We start from the raw sequence: 14,235 nt of genomic DNA, 5'->3' as shown, positions 1-14,235 counted from the left end.
GCTAAACATACATACGATGTGAGTGAATTGCTGCAAGTCATTGACAGTAATCAGCTTTCAGGACCGCCTCACTACGATGTGGCGATACATCGTAATACATCGAAACTTTCAAGCGCCGACGGCAACTTCGGCGCTTTTTTTCATGGAAGTTTGGGAATGACATCGCCCAGCACCTTGCGAACGGCACGGGCAAAGCCGACCTCGAACACCGTTCGTCCGCGCTCGTTGACGATTTCGCCGTGGCTTCCTTCCTTCAGGCCGCGCTCTTCAAGGTAGCTGGCCGACACCGCCTTCTGCAAGGCTTCGCGCTCGGATGACGTGAGCTGCGCGGACAAGGCAACCACGGCCACCGACTGTGTCCCTGGGGCAGATGAGACGGTCGCGCCCAAGGGACGCCGGTCCACGGTCACCTGCGTGTTGGCCTTCAGCACGTTGAGCTGCGCCTTGAGCTTGTCACGCTCGGTGACGATGGCCTGCATGATGGAGCGGATGGCCGGGTCGTCGATGCGCATCAGGTAATCGTGGCTCGCCAGGGTTTTAGGTGGCTTGGGCGCGGCGGGGCCCGCGTAGGCTGCCCAAGTTTCGATGAGCGTCCGATAGTCGGCGGACGGGGCGTTGTAGAGCGCTCGCCCCTTCAGGATGCCTTCGGCTTCTGCTAGGCGGCCGATGGCTGGCAGGGAGAAGTCGCGAGAGCCCGCCTCGTATTGCCTGCGGCAAAGCTCGTGCATCTTTGCCAAGTTCGCCCGCCGGTTAGAGCGCCCGCCCTTGTCGAGCAGCGACGTGAGCACCGCGTCAGGATGGATGTTCGTCATGCCCTTCATGCTTCAGCTCCCGTCAGGGTCCGGGGTCCGGCGGGGAACGTCTGTACGGGTCGGGAAGCATGCGGCAGCGAGGAGAGGTCAATGTCGAAGTGTTGGCTGAGGCGCACCCCTGCGTCCATCAGGCGAATCACTTCCCGCTGGCCCAGCGCGGGATTCGCAGGGTTCATCTGTTGGGCGAGTCGCCGCATGAAGGCATTGCCCGCGAGCAGTTGCTCTTGTTCGCTGAGAAGCATGAAGACGGGTGACCGGTCGTCACGGTAGAGCACGCCATCGAGCAGCTGGCTGCGGCGGAAGACCGCCTTGCCCGGCTGCAGGTCGGGGTAGACCTCGACGCTTTCGCAGACACCGGCCAACTGGAGGAGCTCCGACTCGGTCTCCTCAAAGGCCACCTGCACGTCGGCCACGGTGCCGGCCGTGACCAGTTGCGTGCCGTCGCCCTGCGGAGTATCGAGCGCCGCCTTGCAGCGTTCGATGAGACGCCAGCAGGCCACCAAGTCTTCCGCCATGTCGCTGAAGCGCTTCATTGCGCTTTCCCACACCCGCTCGGCCTGTCGGTAGGCGTCCTGACGGGCAAACGGCTGCCCCGAATCCTCCGCATCTATCCTCTGCTTCTTCAGACCTTGCAACTCATCTTCGCGTGCGAGACAGACGTTGCGTGCCTCGTCGAAGTGATAGGCCAGGGTGTTGAACTGGGCTGCCAGCGCGGGCAAGTGGTGCGGCTCGGTCACGAACCACCGACAGCGCACGCAGTTGCGGCTGCCGCCCGGAACGGGCCCATACTTTGGACTTGACGGTGAGCCAAGGTTTGGCCCGCCGTTGAAGCAGCCGCCCACCGAGCCGTTGTCCTCGACCTCGCTTGTGTTGCCACCGACCAGGCACATGCCGTGGTGCATTGGCATCCAACCGGCCGGGTTACGTGCGGCCGGATGCTGCGGGATGGCGGCGGCAAGGCTGGGTACGCTGTTGCAGATGGCTTTTTTCAGCAGTTCGTCGTGTGCGGTGTCGGGCAGGAAGTTCTGGATACTCGCTTCCTTGTTCGCCTCCAGCCGCTCCGTCGCGCCAAGCAGCAAGTCGCGGATGTGAGTCGCGCCGGGTTTGGTGTAGTAGATGGTCATCAGCAGGCGGCTATGGCCGACGAGCTTTTGCAGCACGGGGAACGGCACCCGTCCTTCCAAGGCCAGCGCAGTGATGAGAGAGACACGTAGGCTGTGCAGAGGGAAGAGGGTTTTCGGAGCGCCTGACCGCTCTTCAACCGCAGGTAGAAACACAATCGGCGAGCCATTGCGATGAGTCTCGCCCCGGTCGGCAAGCCGTAGCTCCAGCGCTTCGAGCATCGAAAACCAGCAGACATCGAGCCCCCCGTCCCTGATAGGCAGATGACGCTCGCCGTCTTGTGCCTCCGGCAACCTAAAAAGGAAGCAGGCGTCCGGATAGCCCGCGAGTTGTACGTCGCTTTTCACATTCATGTGGCGGCCATCCAGTTCCGCCCAAGATGTGCGCCTCGTCACGGGGTTGTACTTCTCCTGCCAGTTGCGCAGCTTCTCTAGCCAATAGAATACGTCCTGATGGACCGGCCCGCTAACAGACCATGGCAGCACGTAGCCCTTTTCAATCCCGGTCTTGGCGATGTCGGCGGTCTTGTTGGTGTTGATGTAGAGCACGGCCGGGACGGCCTCGCCGTCGGCGAGTGGGTTGCTGCGACGGAACACCCCTTGCTGGAGGGGGCGACGTTCGCTGCCCTGCGCGAGCCCGCTGGGACTCAACACCCAGACGCCCGCCTCGTAGCGCCAGGTATCAGCTTCGCCTGAATCGAGCATGCGGACCTGGAAGGTCCGCAGCGGCAGGATGAGTTTCACGAGCAGCGCAACCCAACGCACTGGGCTCCACATCTCTAGGCGTGTGCCGTTCTTCATCGGACGCTCACGCCACACGCAGTCCGGGTCGTTCCGGTCTATCTGGTCCTCGGCCACCTCGAACCAGTCGGGTCCGCTACGCCCGCGCTGGCCGATGTCGGCACCAAGCGCGCCCTGCGCCCACTGCCAGTCACGGAAGCTCGGCCCCGCCGCGAGCATGCGCCGCAGTTCGTCAATGTAGCCATATGGCAGCGGCGAATGCACGCTCTCGTCGCGCTTGGGAAAGCCAGCCATGGTCATCTTGGGGATAGGGTTGCGGAAGGCCGGTGAGACGACCATCTGGCCGTCGTCGGTCGCTTCGCTGAACTCGCGCAACAGCACGAAGTGCAGGAAGGCATGGACGTAGTTGTTGTAGTTGATGCCGTCCACCGAATCCGGACAGGTTGTGCGGTAGAAATCGGGCACGACAGTGTTGCGGGCCAGTAGCACCGCCGGGTCGACCGGCAGCCCCTGCTGGACGAGATAGCGCTCGAAGAAGGCGGCCAGAGCGAGGAGCCTTTTAGCAACCCCGCGCGTTTCGCCCTTGAGCCACATCAATGCCAAGGTGCGCCAGGCAGCCAGTTGCGGATGCTGGCGCTCCACCCACCCAAGGGATGTGTCCGATTCGCGCCGTACCCCTTTCACCTTGGAGGCCGTGGCTGCAAAAGCTTTAGGCGCGGTCGCTTTCTTCTTTTCGGTCATGCGGAATTTTCAGTCATTGAGTTTGATGCCCGTCGGCAGTCCGCCCGGAACGGAGGAAGTGCCGGCGGGGTTGTCCCGAAGCTGCCGAGCGGCTACCTCAAGCGCGGCCATGACCTCGCGAGTGGTAGCCTGCGTGTAGACCTCCTGGCTTTCCACAGAGGCGTGATGCATGAAGCGGCGGATGAAGGGTTTGTCGACGCCAGCGTTGCGCAGCCGCCGGCCGTAGGCGTGGCGGTGGCCGTGCGGGGTGGTACCCAATGCCTTGCCGACCGTTAGGCCGATGCGTTCACAGGCGGCGGCATGCGCCTTGTTGTATTGGGTCAGCGTGTACATCGCGCCCACGGGTTCGCGGCTCAGATTGATGAAGGCGAACGGGTGGTCACGCTCGACACGTGCTACCTGTTCCAGGTAGCGGTGCCACAGTTGCAGGAACCACTCGCCATACTCCGGCAGGAACCAGTACGCCTGCTTGTAGTAGGCCGCGTCGTGCATGCCGCCTTTCCAGCCGGCGTGACGTCGGTCCATCACTTCGGTGCGGGGCGCGAGGCCGAACTGCTGGGCGAGGTATTCCACGCGGTTGCCCTTACGCGTCTTGCCCCTCGCATCGCGCCAGTCGGAGGGTGCGGCGCCATGGCTCGGGTGATGGATGAGTACCTTGGCCTGGTGCGGGTTGGCAGGGTCCGGGAATACGTCAGAGATGTAGAGGTGGAAGGGCTCTGACTCGCGGAACCCCGCCCCATGCAGCAGCAGCGTGATGAGCATGCCGCGATAGTCCTGGCGTCCGCCCGCGCGGAATCCCTTGACGAGCAGTTCTTCGAAGCGCTCATCTGGGAAGGCCGGCGGCTCGCCTTTTTCGACTTTCGGAAGACGCTCACCCCGGACACGGTGCCCAGTTTCGGTGGGAGATGCGTTCGCCGCCCACGTGTGTCCGAGGAAAGCCTTGCTACGCCGAAACTGGTAGGCAGCCTCGTCGGTCTGCCGGTCGAAGGCCCCGCCCGCGTAACGCGGGTTCACTTGAGCCGTCTCGGGACGCATCTCGCCGAGCCAGTCGAAGAAGTCCGTCAGGTGGGTGACGATGTGCGAGGCGTCCTGCGGCGAGCGCGGCGTCCAGCACAGGCCACTGGGGTCGAGGCCGGTCGCGCGGTCGAAGGTGCCAGTATAGAGCCGCTGAGCAAAATTCTGGAACAGCAGGTAAGTGTCGCGCTCGGCCGGGTTGGATTGCAGGTATTCGAGGAACATCACCACCGCGCGTCTTACCTTTGTCATCCAAGTCAGACTGCGGTCGTGGCTACGATGCAGGCAGTAGTCGAGCAAGGGCTCCAGCACCCCAACTGGAGTCAACAGTGCGGGCAACTCGGTGTAGACCCCGGTAGCATCGGTGTAGACACGGGCTTTGACGTTCACGAACATGAGAACCCTAGACGGCCAGACGACGCAACAAGTCAGCCGCGCCTTTGAAGTCGACATGACGCACATGCATGACCAAGTCCACGGCACCCCCTCCGCCACGCTGTAGCCTGGTGTCGAAGAACTTGGGGCCGTGAAGCAGCAACTCAAAGTCCTTTCCGTCAGCGGTAACGTGGTAGCGCGCAGTACCCTGAGCCTTTATGGGCTCGAATGTGTTGTCCGCCTTCGCATAGCACCCCAGCTTCTCCAGCACTAGCAAGGCATCAAGCTGCCGCCAGCGCTCTAAAGTCAAGTTATCCACAGACCGTCGTCCCACGCGTTCCTCCCCCGGACCCCCACCCGCTACTCGTCTTTCAAAAAAAAGACGGCTACTCGAAAGCCAAAGACATCGCTGTATCGTCGGCCGCCATCTTACATGTGATGCATAAATATGGAATAGCTTCAAGAAAAACAATACAAGAAAAAGCCCCTGCGAGAGGGGCTAAGGAATCTTTCGGCCGCTAAACCACCCTAACTATGCATCAAGTGCCGGGGGGAATAATAAAACAGGGGCGTTTTCACGTTGAGCACCGGCGAAGGCAAGCGCCCTCGCGCGGTACAAACGGGGTTTAGAACTTGTGACGCACGCCCACGCGGAACGCCAACTGGTTGTCCGCGCCCGTGCCCGACGTGCTGAAGTAGCTCGTGCTCGAACCGATTTGCGCCTGCAGATCCTGCGTGCCGTTACGGCCCGCCGCGATCTGATAGATGCCGAGCGCGTAGACGTCGGTGCGCTTGCTCAGCGCGTAATCGACGCTCAGATCGACCTGGTTCCAGTGGCCGCGGTTCGCGTTGCTCAGGTGCATGTACGTATAGCCCGCGCCTGCCGTCAGTGCCGGCGTGAAGGCATACTTCGCGCCTGCTTCGTATGCGGCGAACGTCGTCGCGCCGCCGGTGATCGGCGCGAGGCGCGTGTTCGTGTACAACGCCCACAGCGTCGCGGCGGCGATCGTGTAGCGGCCGCCCACGCCGAACGTGCGCAGATCGCGGATGTTGCCCGTCGTCACGTTTGCGATGGTCGTGGAGAAGGCCGGGGTGGCCTGGCTCGGGTAACGGATGTCCGTGTATGCCGCGCCCACGCCGAACGGACCGTTCGCGTAGTTCACGCCGAAGCTGTAGGCACGCGACGAACCCGCGACCGGCGCTGCGGCCGTGCCCGTTGCCGGCGCGCCCGCGAATGCGCCGGCCTGGTTAGAGAAGCCGTACATCGCGCCGAACGTCAGGCCCGCGAAATTCGCGCTGCTGAACTTCACCGAGTTGTTGATGCGGCTCGACGTCAGCTGGTCGACGTCGTTGATGTGGTACGCGTAGTTGCCTGCAACCGTTTGACCGCCGTTCGAGTAGCTGCCGCCGAGGTAATCGGTCGAGAACGAGTACTGGCGGCCGAACGTCAGCGAGCCGACATTGTTCTGCGACAGACCCACGTAAGCCTGACGGCCGAACATCGCGCCGCCCTGGCCAAGCGTGCCGTTACCGCTGTTAAAGCCGTTTTCGAGCACGAAGAGCGCCTTCAGGCCGTTGCCGAGATCTTCCGTGCCGCGCAGGCCCCACCGGCTGCCTTGGGCGACGCCGTCGTCGTACTTGAAGAGATTGTCGTGACCGGTAGCGGTCTTCGAGTTGTTGACATAGCTGATGCCGGCGTCGATCACACCATAGAGCGATACGCTGCTCTGTGCGTGTGCGGCGTTGGCGAAGACGGCGAGCGTAGCGGCGGTCAATAGTTTCTTGTTCAAAACGTTCTCCAGTGAAAGATTGAGCGATCGCGGCGCCGCGCTCTTTGGCGAGGTCGCGCGATGGCCGGAAATTTAAGGGAACGCTGAGTAAGGTATGTGACAGGTAGATTCATTTCGGAATCTGTCGCGCCTACGCCACAGTTGGCGGCATAGAGGCCGACGCTTGCGGCGCATCGCCGAACGCATCGGGTGCATAAGCTTGTTCCGGCTCGCCCATATAAGCGTGTGAAAAACGATTGGTTTCAGGCTGCGGGAGCCGCGTGCGACGATGCGTCGCCTGTCAATCAAACCGCTTATGGGGAAACGCATGCAACGCCGCATCATCATCAGGAATCTGCTTACCGTGGCGAGTGCCGCCGCGCTTTCGTTCGCGGCGACGTTCGCGCACGCGGACGGCAAACCGCTCAAGATTGGCACCATGAGCGGCCCGGACGCGCAAATCTGGTCGGTCGTCACGAAAGTGGCCGCGCGCGAAGGGCTGAACGTGAAGGTGATCGAATTCAACGACTACGTGCAGCCGAACGCAGCGCTCGATGCGGGCGATCTCGACGCCAACGGTTTTCAGCACCAGCCGTTTCTCGACAGCCAGATCAGGCAGCGCGGCTACAAGATCGTCAATGTCGGCCTCACGTATGTCTCGCCGATGGGCTTTTATTCGAAGAAGCTGAAATCGCTGAAGGATTTGCCGGAAGGGGCGAAGGTCGGCATTCAGAACGATCCGTCCAACGGCAATCGCGCGTTGCTGCTGCTGCAGAAATACGGCGTGATCAAGCTGAAGCCGGGCGTCGGCACGAACGGCGTCAACGCGACGCCGCTCGACGTCGCCGAGAATCCGAAGAAGATCAAGCTGGTGGAACTGGACGCCGCGCAGTTGCCGCGCGCGCTGGGCGATCTCGACGCGGCGTCGATCAATACCGACTATGCCGTGAAGGCGGGCTTGCAGCCCACCCGGGACGCGATTGCGATCGAAGACCTGAAAGGGCCGTACGCGAACCTGATTGCGGTGCGTGAGCAGGACCGCAACCAGCCCTGGGTGAAGAAACTGGTCGCGGCGTACGAGTCGGACGAAGTGCGCAAGTACATCGACACGCAGTTCAAAGGCGCCATTATTCCTGCGTTTTAAGCCTTCTTTCTGGGGCTCAAGTCGAACCGGAAGGCGCCTTTTGGGGCGTCTTCCGTCTGTTTGCTGCGGCTTCGCCGGCCGATCAATTGCTCAACAGCGAGCCGCTGCGAAACGCTGTTGCGCCGGCAATGCGCGCGAACTCGAGACCCGCGGTGGCAAAGCGCGTGAGATGCCGCGCATACAGCACGCCGGCCACACCGCTCTTTAACGTGACGACGCGATCCGTCAACGGATCGACGATGTCGGCGATTTCACGGCCCACGTCGACCCATGTGCCCACTTCGCAGCGATACACCAGCACGCCGCTGATGGGCGCCACGATCGGCTCCGCGCCGGCGAGCGGCGTGGCCGCGAATTCGAGCGGCGGCAGCGGCGCGGCCGTGCCTTCGATCACCCCGCGCGAGGTCAGATATTCGACGATCGCCTGTGCGTCGCGCTCCGCATACTCGTACGACACTTCGCGCTGGCCGCGCAATTCGATGGTGACCGAGATGGAGCCGTTCGGAATCGGGAAGCGCTCGCCGAAGCGGCCGCGCAAATCGGACCAGCAGAAGCTGTGAATTTCGTCGAACGGATTGCCGACCGAGTTCAGCGCAAGCAGCGACGCCTTCGCATCGAGGTAGCGCGCCAGCGGCTCGACTTCCGGCCACAGGTCCGGGTTCGTGTACAGATGCATGGCGGCTTCCCAGTCGCAATGCAGATCGAGCACGACATCCGCGTCGTACGAGAGCTTTTGCAGCGCGAGACGTTGCGATTCGAGCTCCGTGGTGGGCTGCTGCGCGTCGAGCGCCTCGCGCATCGCGGCGCGGATGGCGGCGCGATTGGCGTTCACGTCGTGGGTGAGGCGCTCTTCGATCACGGGCGACACCAGTGCCGACAAGTCGTGGAAATTGCGGTTGAAGTTTTGCGCGGTGTTGGTTTCGAAGCGTCCCGTCAGATGACCGAGGAAGTGCTGGTTCAGGCCGATCGGATTGGCCACCGGCACGATCACGATTTCGCCGCGCAGCTTGCCGGCCGCTTCGAGCGCCGCGAGCTTGCGGCGCAGTTCCCACGAGACGAGCATGCCGGGCAATTCGTCGGCATGCAGGGATGACTGGATATAGATCTTCTGCCCGCCGCCCGGACCGTAATGAAAACTCGTCAGGTTGCGTGCGGTGCCGAGCGTCGGCGCAATCAGCGGATGGGATTGGGTTTGCATGGTTGTCGAATTCGCGGGGAAAGTGCGGCGCGCCGCTATCTCGTTGATTACAAGGGGGGAAGTCTGCAGGATGCCGGCGGACGGCGGCACCTCGATCGCACGATCTTAGCCGATACGGCGAGGCGTGTCTTTCGAGGGTACCAAACGAAACGGGCTCCGCGTGTGGCGGAGCCCGTTCAGTAGGCCGTGCGGCGCGCCGCTGGAGGCGCGCGGCGGGCCTCGTGGACAACGAGGCGGCTGTGTTAGCTGCCGTACACGTCGAAGTCGAAGTACTTCTTTTCGAGCTTCTTGTAGGTGCCGTCCTTGATGATGTCGGCGATTGCCTTGTCGACCTTCGCCTTCAGGTCCGTATCTTCCTTGCGCATGCCGATGCCCGCGCCGTTGCCGAGGATCTTCGGATCGTCGAGGTCCTTGCCGACGAACTGGAAGCCCGTGCCGCGCGGCGTCTTCAGGAAGCCGATGTCAGCTTGCACGGCGTCCTGCAGCGCTGCGTCGAGGCGGCCCGACAGCAAGTCTGCGTACACCTGGTCCTGGTTCTGATACGGCACGACCTTCGTGCCCTTCGGTTCCCAGTAGGTCTTCGCGTAGGTTTCCTGGATCGTGCCCTGTTCGACGCCGACCGACTTGCCCTTCAGCGAGTCAGCCGTCGGCAGGATGCCCGAACCCTTCTTCGCGACGAGGCGCGTCGGCGTGTTGAACAGTTTCGACGAGAAAGCGATCTGCTCGGCGCGTTGCGGGGTCATGGACATCGACGACAGCACGCCGTCGAACTTCTTGGCCTTCAGAGCCGGGATCATGCCGTCGAAATCGTTTTCGACCCACACGCACTTGGCCTTCAGGCGCGCGCAGATTTCGTTGCCGAGGTCGATGTCGAAGCCAACGAGCTTGCCGTCGGAGCCTTTGGACTCGAACGGGGGATAGCTGGCGTCGACGCCGAAACGGATGGTGGACCAATCTTTAGCGTGTGCGCCAATCGAGACGGTGGCAAGCAGAGCAACCGTCAAAGCCGCTAGCAGTTTTTTCACTGTTTAACTCCTCGGTGTAGTTCAAATTCTCCCGCATGCGGTTATGCCGCTGCGGGAAACCCGGCGCGACTTACGACCGGGCCTGGGTTGAAGCCGCCGGCCGGGGCGGCCAGCAGCGCGCGCCAAGCTTATCAGTTCAAAAATATTGGGTAGTTAGTGAAACACCGGATGGCGTATGAGAACCGCCTCTAGAATTAAAACGCTCCGGCTTGGAGGCGCCGCGGTCGATGCATCCAGCATTGGCTTCCTGACCGGGATCAAACGCGTAATGTCGCCGTAATGGCGTCGTAATGCGAATCGTTAAAACGCAAAATTCCCCGACCGCGGCGTTCTTGTATTTCGTCGCAAGATTAAAGAAAAGATAAATGTGTGCCGTTATCACGTGATGATTGCCCGTCGTGTGCCGACCATGTTGAGTTATTTCCTGCAACGAGGCGTTAAGGAGGCCAAAAACATATTGCTTGGCGCTATCATCGTTGCTCCTCCCGCTTCGCATGCAGCGCAACAGAGCAGTACTGTCTGAGGAAACGTTTTCCATTGGTAATTCGCGATTGATTAACGCGGGCATCGGCTCGCGGGAACTGCCTTCTGCTTAACGGTGTTGTATATGCACATGATTTCGACGGCAGATGAAAAGCGCTGCAAGGAGCGGCGCGGCCAGCGGCGAATTACTGCGGCTTTGCGGGGCGCGCGCTGTGCGGCGCGTCACGTTTGCGGGGTTTTACTGCGACTCGTGCTGAGCGCGTTTCTTTGCGCTGGGATGCTCCCGGAAGCATCGGCGCAGGCCGCGAAAAAAGTCCTGCATGTGCTTGCATGGCCCGGTTATGCGGACGCCGACGTCGTAAGAGCGTTCGAGTCGCGCTATGACGCTAAGGTCGAAGTCACGCTCGTCGATTCGGACGAAGCATTGTGGACGCAGATGCACGCGAAAAATGCGCCGCCTTTCGACGTGCTCGCCGCCAATACCGCTGAAATCCAGCGCTACACGCGCGCCAATCTTCTCGCGCCGCTCGATCTGCAAAGCTTGCCCAATACGGCAAGACAATTGCCGCGTTTCCAGGCGCGCTCATCGATTGAGGGAATTACGTCGGACGGCAAGGTCTTCGCGATTCCGTTCACCTATTCGTCGATGGGCCTCATTTACGACCGCAGGCAGGTTCCGGTTGCGCCGCGCTCGATGCGCGAGCTCTGGAACCCGCGCTACCGCGGCAAGGTGCTCGACTTCAACAGCGCGCAGCACAACTTTTCATTCACTGCACTGGCGCTCGGTTATCCCGATCCGTTCAATCTGAACGACACGCAGATGCGCACCATTGCTCACAAGCTCGTCGAGCTGCGCCGCAACCTGTTGACGTATTACACGTTGCCCGAAGAAGCGACGGCGTTTTTCATCCGCCACAACGTCGCGTTGATGTTCGGCAACTACGGCACGCAGCAAGTGGAACTGCTGCGCCGCGCGGGCGCGGACGTCGGCTACGTGATTCCCGACGAAGGCGTGCTCGCATGGCTCGATTGCTGGTCGATGACGCGTGCGGCCGCCGATCCCGCGCTCGCGCTTGCCTGGATCAATTACATGCTCGAACCGGACGTGAGCCGGTTGCTGACACAGCGTCAAGGGCTCGCCAATACATTGACCGCGCCTGCCGCGAATGAAGGTAACGCGCGCATCGTGTGGATCGGGCCGGTGGAGAACATCCAGCGGCGCGAGGACCTGTGGGCCAGAATCGCGTCCGGCGACCGCTCGGAGCGCTTCTGATGATCCGTCCGGGCCTCACCTTCAAACTATCCGTTCTGCTCGCATGCATCGGCGTGCTGGCATCGGGCGCGACCGGCTATTACGCGTATCACGCGAATCGCACGATGCTGGTGAAGGAGGCCGGGCGCAGTTTGATGACATCCACGGAACTGCTCGGCGAGCGCTTCTCCGCATCCGTCGACGATGTCGGCGCCGACGCGCTCGTGCTGGCGAGCCTGCCGTCGTCGGCCCAGGTCGTGTCGAGCGACGACGGCCTCGGCGCGAGCCTGCCGCGGGAACGGCTCGCGCAGGTGTACTCGAGCTTCATGATCCATCACCCCGAGTACCTGCAGATACGCCTCATTAGCCGTGCGCATTACGGGCTGGAAATCATTCGTTTCGATCGCGACGCCGACGGACTCATCCGCGTGGAAGGCGGCAATTTGCAGGAAAAGGGCCAGTTTTCGTATGTGTTCGAGCCGCTCTCGTTTTCGCCGGGGCGCCTCTACACGTCGCCGATTTCCGTGAATCATGAATACGGCGCGCATGCGGCGCAGGGCAAGCCGACGCTGCGGATCGGTACGCCGGTCGCCGACGCGCAGGGCGCGGTGGTGGGCGTCGTCGTGATCGACGTCAACCTCACCGATCTTTTAAAGCGTCTGCAAAGCGACTTGCCGAGCGATTACCAGGTTTATCTCGCGAACGAGTGGGGCGACTTCCTCGTTCATCCCGACCCCGACAAGACGTTCGGCTTCGACGTGGGCCGCCGCGTGTTGATGCAGGACAGCTTCGCCGTGACCAGGCCGCTGTTCGATCAGAAGGAGAGCGAAGTACTCGTGAACGGACTCGCGCGTCCCAAACAGGCAGAAGGACAGGTGCTGGCTTTCGTGCGCAGACCGTTCGGCGCGTCCGAGGGCAACCGCTTTATCGTGCTCGGGCTCGGCAAGCCGCTGGAGGACGTGCTGTCCGGCGCGCATCTGCTGGGCGGCAGCATCGTGCGCATGGTGTTGATTTTCAGCGTGCTGGCCGTGCTTCTCGCCATTCTCTTCGCGCGCGCGCTCACCAAGCCGCTGCATATGCTCGCGTACGCGGCGACGCATCTGTTCGCCGAACACGCGATGGAAACACTGCCGCTCAGGCGCACCGACGAGATCGGCGTGCTCGCGCGTTGCTTTGATCGGCTGCGCCGCGAGATCAGATCGCAAATGGATGCGCTGCATGTCAAACAGCGCGAGCTTGTGCATCTCGCCACGCACGACGTGCTTACCGGATTGCCGAACCGCATGCTGTTCATGGAGAAACTCGAGCGCGCGATCCAGGAAGCGACGCGTCGCCGTCAGGGGCTCGCGGTGCTGTTCGTGGACCTCGACCGCTTCAAGCAGATCAACGATCAGTTCGGCCATTCCGTCGGCGACAAGGTGCTCGTTGCGGTGGCGCTGCGGCTCAAACAGGTGCTACATGCCGCGGATGTCGTCGCGCGTCTGGGCGGCGACGAATTCATCGTGCTGATCGAGGGACCGCGCTCAGCCGAGGCGGCGCCGGGCATCGCATCGCGCATCATGACGACGCTGAACGAAGAGATCGTGATGGACGGCCAGGGCATGACGGTGGGCGCGAGCATCGGCATCAGCCAGTTTCCCGACGACAGTGGTACGGCGGAAGAGCTCCTGCTCAATGCGGACGCCGCCATGTATGCGGCGAAATCGGGGGGACGCTGCGCCTATCTGCGTTATCACGACGTGCTCGAAGCACGGCGGCGCCAGCAGGCGGAGCTTGCGGCAGCCGCGCACGTGCCGGCCGGCGAGGGCGCCACCGAAGGACACGAAGCCGAGCCGACCGCGTGAGGCCCGCGCGGCAAGCGGCGCTTCATTCCAGTGCCGCGGTCCACGTGAAAACGTTGCGCTGAACGCATCCCTAAAGGCCCACGCACTGCCGTCTTGTGGCAAAGTGTCCGGTTTCGGAGCCACGAGGTGAGGGGCCAATGACAGGTCGCCTGGTCTATGTAATGGGACCGTCCGGCGCGGGCAAAGACGCGTTGCTAGGGTTTGCGCGCAAGCGCCTTGCGGGCGAGCCGATTCTGTTTGCGCATCGTTACATTACGCGGCCAAGCGGCAATGGCGAGGAGCATATCGCGCTTTGCGTCGAAGAATTTGCCGCCCGTTCGCTGCTGGGTCTCTTTGCGCTCGAGTGGTCGAGTCATTCGCTGCGCTATGGCATCGGCATCGAGGTCGATGCGTGGCTCGCGCGCGGGTGTACCGTGGTCGTCAACGGTTCGCGTCAGCATCTGCATCATGCGCTCGCGCGCTATCCTCGCGCCGAAGTCGTGCACGTGGACGCGGCGCCACATATTCTCGAAGCGCGGCTCGGCGCGCGGGCGCGCGAATCGGCGGAACAGGTGGCCGCGCGGCTCGCGCGCCACGCGCCTTTCACGTTGCCCGACGGCGTGCGCTGCGAGTCGATCGACAATTCCGGCGAACTCGAAGACGCGGGCCACGCGTTGATCGCCTTTCTCAAGTCACATGCCGGGCGGTAGTGCCGCCTCGGCGTTTGCATCCATCCT

12 protein-coding genes are annotated in these 14,235 nt (G+C 62.4%); 4 read left to right on the top strand and 8 right to left on the bottom strand.

What is annotated here, in order from left to right:
- Positions 1 to 140: 140 nt before the first annotated feature.
- The 5 genes from gmtX to ACEN8U_RS11335 all read right to left on the bottom strand — a co-directional run bounded on the left by gmtX (position 141) and on the right by ACEN8U_RS11335 (position 6,594).
- Positions 141 to 821, bottom strand: a complete 681-nt coding sequence (gene gmtX / locus ACEN8U_RS11355; protein WP_310109349.1) for a gamma-mobile-trio protein GmtX — start codon at positions 819 to 821, stop codon at positions 141 to 143.
- The gene (locus tag ACEN8U_RS11350; RefSeq protein ID WP_310109348.1) at positions 818 to 3,415 is read right to left on the bottom strand and encodes a VPA1269 family protein; all 2,598 of its coding nucleotides are present in this window, start codon (positions 3,413 to 3,415) and stop codon (positions 818 to 820) included. Before ACEN8U_RS11350 ends, gmtX begins: the two co-directional genes overlap by 4 nt.
- A gap of 9 nt (positions 3,416 to 3,424) precedes the next feature.
- Positions 3,425 to 4,825, bottom strand: coding sequence for a gamma-mobile-trio recombinase GmtY (gene gmtY / locus ACEN8U_RS11345; RefSeq protein ID WP_310109345.1), 1,401 nt, complete (start codon positions 4,823 to 4,825; stop codon positions 3,425 to 3,427).
- Between the two features lie 7 nt (positions 4,826 to 4,832).
- Complete coding sequence (locus tag ACEN8U_RS11340) at positions 4,833 to 5,123, bottom strand: hypothetical protein (RefSeq protein ID WP_310109343.1); 291 nt, start codon at positions 5,121 to 5,123, stop codon at positions 4,833 to 4,835.
- Between the two features lie 307 nt (positions 5,124 to 5,430).
- Positions 5,431 to 6,594: a porin gene (locus ACEN8U_RS11335; RefSeq protein ID WP_310109340.1), complete on the bottom strand. Its 1,164-nt coding sequence runs from the start codon at positions 6,592 to 6,594 to the stop codon at positions 5,431 to 5,433.
- Between the two features lie 307 nt (positions 6,595 to 6,901).
- Between ACEN8U_RS11335 and ACEN8U_RS11330 the strand changes: the two genes are divergently transcribed.
- Positions 6,902 to 7,717: a MetQ/NlpA family lipoprotein gene (locus ACEN8U_RS11330; RefSeq protein ID WP_310109337.1), complete on the top strand. Its 816-nt coding sequence runs from the start codon at positions 6,902 to 6,904 to the stop codon at positions 7,715 to 7,717.
- An 82-nt stretch (positions 7,718 to 7,799) separates the two neighbouring features.
- On the opposite strand, the gene ACEN8U_RS11325 is transcribed toward ACEN8U_RS11330, so the two are convergent.
- The 3 genes from ACEN8U_RS11325 to ACEN8U_RS11315 form a co-directional block, all read right to left on the bottom strand.
- Complete coding sequence (locus ACEN8U_RS11325; RefSeq protein ID WP_310109334.1) at positions 7,800 to 8,915, bottom strand: M14 family metallopeptidase; 1,116 nt, start codon at positions 8,913 to 8,915, stop codon at positions 7,800 to 7,802.
- 242 nt (positions 8,916 to 9,157) lie between these two features.
- On the bottom strand, positions 9,158 to 9,940 hold the full coding sequence (locus ACEN8U_RS11320; RefSeq protein WP_310109332.1) for an ABC transporter substrate-binding protein: 783 nt from the start codon (positions 9,938 to 9,940) through the stop codon (positions 9,158 to 9,160).
- A 136-nt stretch (positions 9,941 to 10,076) separates the two neighbouring features.
- Entirely contained in the window at positions 10,077 to 10,478 is a 402-nt protein-coding gene (locus tag ACEN8U_RS11315; RefSeq protein WP_310109330.1) for a hypothetical protein, read from the bottom strand.
- Between the two features lie 69 nt (positions 10,479 to 10,547).
- On the opposite strand from ACEN8U_RS11315, the gene ACEN8U_RS11310 reads away from it, so the two are divergent.
- The 3 genes from ACEN8U_RS11310 to phnN all read left to right on the top strand — a co-directional run bounded on the left by ACEN8U_RS11310 (position 10,548) and on the right by phnN (position 14,208).
- The gene (locus tag ACEN8U_RS11310; RefSeq protein WP_310109328.1) at positions 10,548 to 11,696 is read left to right on the top strand and encodes an extracellular solute-binding protein; all 1,149 of its coding nucleotides are present in this window, start codon (positions 10,548 to 10,550) and stop codon (positions 11,694 to 11,696) included.
- Positions 11,696 to 13,519 (top strand): diguanylate cyclase domain-containing protein, encoded by a 1,824-nt coding sequence (locus ACEN8U_RS11305; RefSeq protein WP_310109326.1) that lies wholly within the window; start codon positions 11,696 to 11,698, stop codon positions 13,517 to 13,519. The genes ACEN8U_RS11310 and ACEN8U_RS11305 overlap by 1 nt, the downstream gene beginning before the upstream one ends.
- Positions 13,520 to 13,656: 137 nt before the next feature.
- Positions 13,657 to 14,208, top strand: a complete 552-nt coding sequence (phnN, locus tag ACEN8U_RS11300; RefSeq protein ID WP_310109324.1) for a phosphonate metabolism protein/1,5-bisphosphokinase (PRPP-forming) PhnN — start codon at positions 13,657 to 13,659, stop codon at positions 14,206 to 14,208.
- Positions 14,209 to 14,235 lie beyond the last annotated feature (27 nt).

The organism is Paraburkholderia phenoliruptrix (genome assembly GCF_047325075.1).
GTDB lineage: Bacteria > Pseudomonadota > Gammaproteobacteria > Burkholderiales > Burkholderiaceae > Paraburkholderia > Paraburkholderia phenoliruptrix.
The sequence above is the reverse complement of the archived record's forward strand: the minus strand, read 5'-3'. Positions and strand labels throughout refer to the sequence as shown.